This window comes from Streptomyces sp. NPDC059875 (genome assembly GCF_042731085.1).
GTDB lineage: Bacteria > Actinomycetota > Actinomycetes > Streptomycetales > Streptomycetaceae > Streptomyces.
In genome coordinates this window covers 97,824-105,447 of the sequence record NZ_JBHWJZ010000030.1, presented here as the reverse complement: position 1 = coordinate 105,447, position 7,624 = coordinate 97,824, and the positions used below count along the sequence as shown (strand labels likewise).

Annotated in this window: 3 protein-coding genes and 3 pseudogenes; 4 read left to right on the top strand and 2 right to left on the bottom strand. The window is 68.6% G+C overall.

Annotated elements, in window-relative coordinates:
* Positions 1 to 56 precede the first annotated feature (56 nt).
* On the bottom strand, positions 57 to 881 hold the full coding sequence (locus tag ACFV9D_RS30185) for a class I SAM-dependent methyltransferase (RefSeq protein ID WP_385153095.1): 825 nt from the start codon (positions 879 to 881) through the stop codon (positions 57 to 59).
* Between the two features lie 204 nt (positions 882 to 1,085).
* On the opposite strand from ACFV9D_RS30185, the gene ACFV9D_RS30180 reads away from it, so the two are divergent.
* Together ACFV9D_RS30180 and ACFV9D_RS30175 are read left to right on the top strand one after the other, a co-directional pair.
* Positions 1,086 to 2,498 carry a restriction endonuclease gene (locus ACFV9D_RS30180; RefSeq protein ID WP_385153092.1) on the top strand — a complete coding sequence of 471 codons (1,413 nt, stop codon included), beginning with the start codon at positions 1,086 to 1,088 and terminating at the stop codon, positions 2,496 to 2,498.
* A 158-nt stretch (positions 2,499 to 2,656) separates the two neighbouring features.
* Positions 2,657 to 2,997 (top strand): annotated as a pseudogene (locus tag ACFV9D_RS30175) (transposase); the annotation flags it as partial.
* Here the strand turns inward: ACFV9D_RS30175 and ACFV9D_RS30170 are convergent.
* A pseudogene (locus tag ACFV9D_RS30170) lies at positions 2,990 to 3,484 on the bottom strand (transposase); the annotation flags it as partial. The pseudogenes ACFV9D_RS30175 and ACFV9D_RS30170 overlap by 8 nt on opposite strands.
* Positions 3,485 to 3,590: 106 nt before the next feature.
* Here ACFV9D_RS30170 and ACFV9D_RS30165 point away from each other — a divergent pair.
* Together ACFV9D_RS30165 and ACFV9D_RS30160 are read left to right on the top strand one after the other, a co-directional pair.
* A pseudogene (locus tag ACFV9D_RS30165) lies at positions 3,591 to 4,556 on the top strand (IS481 family transposase); the annotation flags it as partial.
* Positions 4,557 to 4,585: 29 nt separating this feature from the next.
* Positions 4,586 to 7,459, top strand: a complete 2,874-nt coding sequence (locus ACFV9D_RS30160) for a hypothetical protein (protein WP_385153089.1) — start codon at positions 4,586 to 4,588, stop codon at positions 7,457 to 7,459.
* Positions 7,460 to 7,624: the final 165 nt, after the last annotated feature.

Sequence of the window (7,624 nt, the reverse complement as noted above, 5' to 3'; positions counted from 1 at the left end):
CGCTCGACGCGGGGCGGGCGGTCCGGCGTCAGGGCCCTCCCCCTCGGGGGCTGGGCTCACGCCTGTGGGCGGGTGGCGGTGATGACGTAGTAGTCGAGGCTGCCCTCGCGGTAGGCGGTCAGGAAGTTGCGCGGCCAGGTGCCGGGCTTCCAGTGCTCCGACAGCCAGCGGTCCCAGCCCTCCCACACCTCCGGGCCGATGGAATCGGCCCGCGCGCCCGCCAGCCCGGCCCGGGTGAACGCCTCGGTCAGGCGGGTGACGGGGCGGGCGATGTCGAGGCCGTCGGCGTACGAGTCGAGGAGCGACGCGAGCCGCGCGCCGCGGCCGGGTTCGTCGTCCGGGGTGAAGAAACTCGCGACGGCCACCCGTCCGCCGGGCTTCAGGACGCGGGCCGTCTCGCGGGCGAAGGCGCTCAGGTCGTCGAAGTGCTGGGCGGCCTCGACGCTGTAGAGGCAGTCGAAGGCGGCGTCGCCGAACGGCATGTCCTCCGCCGCGCCGCGCGCGAACCGCAGCCTCGGCGCAGCGGTGTCCAGCAGTTCGGCGTTGGCGCGGCGGGCACGGTCCAGCTGCTGCGGGTGGATGTCCATGCCCGTGACGTGCGCAGGGTCGTACTCCCGGAGGGCCAGCGCACAGCCGACGCCGAGCCCGCAGCCGACCTCGAGGAGCCGCCGGCCCGCGAGCGAGCCGGCGCTGTCGAGCACATGCCGGTACATGTCCTGCTGGCTGCGGACACGATCGGGGACCGAGAGCGGCCCGGCGAGGTCGATAGCCCGCCAGTACCCGAAATTGATGAACCCTCCGGCGAACACCGGGACCGAACTGAGGTCGGCCGGCCCGTACGTGTTCCTGACCGTGTCGCGCATTTCCACCGATTCCGCCACCCGCGTCACCTCCGCGATCAGTGTGGCGGGGCCGGCCCGCCCGTGTCGATGGCGCCTGACTCCACTCGGCCCACCGGGGGCGGCCGGCGCACGACGTCCACGAGCACCGCGACTGCGAGCTCACGTGCCCAGACTGCATGAACGGGTGTCAGAACCGCCTCCTACACTCCTCGTGACGTGAAGATCTCTCGGAACGGAGCACAGTTGAGCCTCCCTCCGCTGACGGCCATCGGCATCAATGCCGGTTCCGGTGGGCTAGTCGTCGGCTTACGCAATGCCGGTTTCCGCAGTCTGGAGCTGGTCGAGCCCGACACGTACGCGGCCGAGACGCTCGCGGTGAACTCCCCCAATTCCCGGGTCGTGCGGTGCCGCGTGGCGGAGTACCTCCCCGCCGAGGACTACAGACCTTTTGAGCTCGATCTTCTCCACGCCCGTGCCGACCGCCCGCATCGCGAGACCGAACGCGACGACATTCCCCGCATCCTGGAGATGGTGGATGCGCTGAGACCCAAGGCGCTCCTGCTGGAGACACCTCCCGCTCTGCTCGACGCCCGGTTCGATGCCTACCGCGTCTTCGTGCGGGAGCGGCTGCAGCACGCCGGGTACGAACTCTGCGTCTGGACCGTGTACGACGCCCTCCAGTTCGGAGGACCCAGCCCGTGGAGCGTCGCCGTCCTGGTGGCCCTGCGCTCCGATACGGCACCGTTCTTCACACCACCCTCTCCTTTCTACGGAGTCGAGCCGCCGGACGTCTTCACACTCCTCGCGGCGAGCATGAAGCAGCGCTTCACCTCGGCCGCGCACCCGGACGCGGACTTCGCCTACCAGCGTTGGGCAGCCAGATCGGCGGGGGCTCCCGTACCCGTACTGGTGGACCTCCCCGAGGACACCGACGAGGACCGCTACCGCAACGACGTCTACGCGTGGCGCGCCTGCGGCATCGAGATCCGGCGCATCATGTCCGATCCGCAGGACGGTCTACGGGGGCCCGACGGCCCCTGCCTCACGGTGGACCAGGCCGCGCTCGTCCGCGGCTTTCCCAGCGACTGGACGTTCTACGGGCCTCAGCGGGAAGTGCGACGGCAGATCGCCACGGCGTCGTCCCCCCTGGTGGCGCGTGCGCTGGGCGATGCCATCGCCGAGGCGTTGCGGCGGGCACAGGAACCCGGCGCACCGATCGTGCGCACCCCGCCTCAACGGGTACCGGGCTGGTCGGCGGCCAGGATCGACGCCCTTCATCACGACGACTTCGAACAGTTCGTGGCCGGTCTCCTGATCCAGGACGGCTATCGGGTCGAGAAGGCCGGTGGAGGAAGTGGAGACGGTGGCATAGACGTCCTGGCGTACGACGCCCTGGGCTACCCGGTCATCGTGCAGTGCAAGCATTTCCGGGCCGGGATCAAGAAGGGCGTCTCCGTGCCCGTGGCCCGGGAGTTGTTCGGTGCCGCTCAGGCCATGCGCCCCCACGCCCGGGCTCTTCTGGTCACCAACGGACGCTTCACCGCCGACTGCCGCGTGTGGGCCACGGCGGAGGACCGCATCCGCCTCATCGACGGCTATGCGCTGCGGCAATGGGCGGCAGACGGAGCACAACTGAGCGATGTCGTCCGAGCCTGACGACGGGCCACCTCCTCGGCGATCTTTCGACATGGCTCCGGTCTCACCACCCCGGCAGCTCGCGTCGCATTCCGGAGACGTCGGCAGAGCCCTGAGCCCGCGGTACCCGGTGTCGAGGACGGCGGGCCCTGTCCATGCCCCTGGGGGTGCTGCCCTAGTCCAGAGCCGGTCTGACCAGCAAGATTCACCTGGCCTGTGACGGGCGGGGCCGTCCGCTGGCTTTCGTCGTGACGGGCGGCAACACCAACGACGGCACCCGGTTCACCACCGTGATGGAAGCGATTCGGGTCCCCCGGATCGGACCCGGGCGGCCCCGCACCCGGCCCGATCACGTCTTGGGCGACAAGGGCTACCGCTCGAAAGCGATCCGCACCTGGCTCCACCGCCGGGCATACCGCACACGATCCCCGAGCGTGCCGACCAGGTTCGCAACCGGGCCAGGCGCGGCAGCCGCGGAGGCCGCCCGCCGGCCGTCGATCTCGAGGCATACAGACGACGTTGCGGCGCCGGTAGGCGGCCTTGTCGAACCCGCAGGGCCGTTCACGGCGCCGTTTGCGGCCAGCGAGCTGGTCGATGCGTTCGGGGATCGTGGTCTTGATCCCGCGGTGGCGGAGATGGGCACGGAACGTGCGGGCGGAGTAGCCCTTGCACGCGGATGCGGCCGATCACGGCTTCGGCCTGGGTGCAGTCGTTGCGGTTGCCGCCGGTGACCAGGAAGGACAGCGGCCGGCCCTGGCCGTCGCAGGCCAGGTGGAGTTTGCTGGTCAGCCCGCCGCGGGAGAATCGTCCGTGGACGGTCTGCCAGGGGCCGAACCGCTCGATCAGGTCCCTCCTGGGCAGCCCGGTGCGGGGCTTGAACACGATGCCCTCAAGGACCTGACGGTGATCCACCGGCCACGAGCACGGCCCACAGGCGGCAGCGACGGCTCAATCACCGCCCACGCAGCCTCAGAAATCTCCCCATCCCTCACCACAGGACCAGCGATCCGATGATCGGAACGACACCCGCTAGGTATAAAACTGCCGGACGTTGTTGACACTTGGGGTCTCCGACCACTACGGAGATCTGTCATGCCCCCTTCGCTGTAACAGCAACAGGACCGCCAGGCCCAGCACCGCCTGGCGGTCCTGCGGCACGCCGAGGAAGTCACCGGGAACGTCTCGCTGACGTGCCGGTACTACGGGATCAGCCGCGCCTGCTTCTACAAGTGGCAGCGCCGCTATCAGGAAGAAGGCGTGGAGGGCCTGCGGGACCGTTCCAGCAAGCCGCACCACTGCCCCCACGCCACCGAGGCCGACGTCGTCAACAAGATCGTCTACCTGCGGCGGAACTACCACTTCGGCCCGATGAAGATCAAGATGTATCTCAAGCGGTACCACGACATCGACATCGCCGGCTCAGCGGTCTACCGCATCCTGAAGAAGCTCGGGATGAACCGGCTGCCCGCCTCCCAGCGCTACAAACGACACGACAAGCGTTACACCCGCTACGAGAAGCAGCTGCCTGGCAACCGGGTCCAGATCGACGTCAAGTTCATCGAACCGATTGGGCTCCCAGAGCAGGCCCCAGCTGCGGCGCCGGTAACCGGGACCCCTCCGAAGCGGCGGCGGCGAGCGAAGTACCACCAGTTCACCGCCATCGATGACTGCACCCGGCTGCGGGTGCTGCGGATCTACCCGCGGTGCGACCAGAAGACCGCCATCCAGTTCCTCGACTACGTCCTGGAGCGGCTGCCGTTCCGCGTCGAGGTGATCCAGACCGACAACGGCGCGGAGTTCCAGTCCGCCTTCCACTGGAACGTGCTCGACAAGGGCATCGCCCACACCTACATCAAGCCGGCATCGCCACACCTCAACGGCAAGGTCGAACGCTCCCACCGGATCGACGCCGAGGAGTTCTACCGCATGCTCGCCGGCGTCGTCATCGACGACACCGGCGTCTTCAACGACAAACTCCGCGAGTGGGAGGACTACTACAACTACCATCGCCCCCACGGCGCCCTGGGCGGCCAAACCCCCTACGAACGCCTCAAGCAGAAGACCCAGGCCCCGGTGTAACCAAGCTCCGGCAGATGCACACCTAGGGCGTGGCCCGTGAGGGGCTTCGTGATGCCTCGGCGTCGGCCCCGGTGATCGGGGACGACGAGCAGCGCGGAAATCCGGCCACTAGAATGAATGCGGCTCTCCGGAGAAGTCCGACCGGAGCAGGGTTGAGCATTTCCGTTACGGATCGTCCCGATGAAGGCGTTCGTATGCTCCCCCACGACTACCCATACATCCGCGATGTCGTGAAGATCAATCAACGGCTGCTGGCTTTCTGCAACAGGCCGGGGGACAGTCCCGTCTTTCTGCTGGGGCGGAGGGTCGAGCACGAACCCGGGGTCGATCTGCGGATCACGACCGGGAGGCCGCTGATCATCGTCGCCGACGTCTACGACGGCACGAACGGAAAGATCGACGCTCGCGGACTCGACGGTGTCGGCGGCGGAGCGCGCGGAGCGGACGGCGTCTATCCGTGGCCGGACTCCGAGCTCGACGCTTCGGGCGAAGACCTCCCGGTGGGACCGGGCGGCAGCGGGCAGCCCGGTGGCGACGGGGTCCCCGGCGCCAACGGCGGGTCGGTCACGGTGATGTGCCGACGGTCGGTCAACGCCCATGTCACCGTCGCCGGCGGCAACGGAACGGGAGGCGGCCCGGGCGGCAACGGCACGCAAGGGGTGAACGGGCACGTCGTTCTGGACCGTGTGGTCTTCGTCGAGGACGTGCCGGGTGCGATACCTCCGGTAGGACACGAAGAGACGATTCCCGGCAGGACGATCCTCGGAACTCCGGGCGGTCATGGCGGCTCGGGGGGCAACGGCGGCAACGGCGGCAATGGCGGCACCATCACGTTCATCAGCATCGTCGACGAGACGTGGCCCCTCCTGGAGGCCGGCGGCGGCTGGGGCCCGCCCGGCGGGCCGGGGGGAATCCCCGGCCCTGACGGCAATCTCAGCGAGGCAACGGCCTCCGAGGGGCCGCCCGGAACGGACGGCGCCCCGGGCGCCGACGGGCAGATCACCCACACCAACGTCCCCGAAGCCGACTACGTGGCCGGTCTGCGGCCGCTGCTCGACAGCACGGGGCCGTCCTACGCGAACCACTGGGCTCCGTTCCGGATCGTCACCGGCAACTACTACTACCACCGGTACAACCCGAACGTGCCGGACCGCGTCGAATTCGCCCGGCGCGCCGCCGTCGAGTTCGAGCGCGCGCTCGAACTCCAGCCCGACAACACGGAGGCACTCCGTCTCCAGCGGCAGCTCGTGGGCTTCCCGCCGAGCGCGGGCGAGGTGTGGGTGGCCGGGGGAAACAACGCGTTGGGGCTTCCGTACGACCTGGACGTGCTGCCCAGCTTCGACGAGTACATCCGCTCGTTCACGACCTTCAGCGCGCTGGTGCTCGATTTCCTCAAACTGGGCGTCGATCGGATCATGGAGAGCAAATCCATCGGCGATCTGGCCGAGGTCGTGGAACTGGAGCGCCAGGAGGCGGCCGCGGCCCGCGACAACAACGGCGACGACGTCGAGATCGCCAGGGCCGAGAAGAAACTGGCCGGTGACGAGGCCGAGTTCGCGAAGCTGCAGCTCGACCACACGACGAACGAGATCCGCAAGACCCTGCGGGAGATGGAGCTGGCGGCGATCGACCCCGGTGTCACCTTCGGCGACGTCTTCGGGCCGATCGCAGCGGTGGGAGTCGCGGTGTTGAGCGTCGCCGCGGCGATCCCGACCGCCGGCGCCAGCGTCGTGGCTCTGGCGCCCGCCATGGTGGCGCTGGCGAACACGGTCGTCGACAACATGGAGCCGATCGGCAAGGCCTTCTTCGCCGGTGGAGAGGCCGACATCAAGGCGGTGGAAGACGCCTACGAGAAGGTCGACAAGCGTGCGTCGGCGGTCGTCGGGGCCGGCAAGGCGATCGTCAACTTCATCGATCTGGTGCAGAAGCTCAACAGCGCCAGGACCACCGAGAACGCGCTGCCCCTCGCCCTGATCCAACGCGGTGTGGAACGCGCACACCAGCTGATGATCGCCCGGAACCGCGTCATGCTCCCCCAGCAACGGGTGGAAGCGATGGAAGCGCGCCTGGCCCGCGCGGAGGGCGTCGTAAGAGAGGCGGACCATCTGCGCGACGGGCTCATCATGTCCCACGAAGCCGTGAAGCGCGCGGGCCTGCTGGCGATCACCGCCGCGGAGGCGAAGGCCGGCGCCCTGATGGAATTCGCCTTCCGGGCCAAGCGATCGGCGGAGATCTACACGCTGGGCCGCGAGGAACGGCACCTCTTCCTCGACACCGGCCTGATCAGCCCCGATGACGCGCGTGACTACTTCGAGGACGACAAGGACGAAGGCGAACTCGTCGAAGCACTCACCACGTCCTGGGAACAGATACTCGGTGCGACGGACATCCAGAGGGACTACACGACGTTCTTCGCGCGACCGCACGACCAGGACACGCTCCGGCTCTCCTTCAAGGCCGCCGATCCGCAGTCGGCCGAGCTCAGGACGCACCATCGGTGCGCGTTCCGGATCGACGCGTCCAAGCTGCCGGCCGGTCACTTCGAAGCGAAGGTCAAGGGCGTGCGGCTCGCTCTCGTAGGGGCGGCACACCCGGACGGTGAGATCTCGTGCGAGGTCTCCCACGGCGGCGCCTACGAGCAGCGGCGGCACGGCGCGAGCATCGTGACCCAACTGCTCAAGCCGCGCGTCAGCACCCGGCCCGCCAAGACCACCCCGCTCAACCCAGACGAGGGCCTCGGCGGCGACGAACCCCTCACGGCACCCAGGTCTCTCGCGTTCTGGGGTCGCGGCATGGGCGGCGAATGGCAGGTGACGGTCCCCCCGGGACAGTTCGAATCGGGCCTGGACCTGAGCGGGCTGACGCAGATCCAGGTCTGGATCAGCTATCAGTTCGTCCGTTGAGCAGTCGCTGCCGTGGGTGGCCGCACAGGCGTGATCGCCGTCGCCGCTAGGTTCTGTCGTCAACTGTCACGCCCACATCAGGACGAGTGGCGATTCCGCGCAACTGCTTCAGACGGTTGAAGCACCGTTCCACGACGTTGCTGATCCGGCCGGATGCGGGCCCGT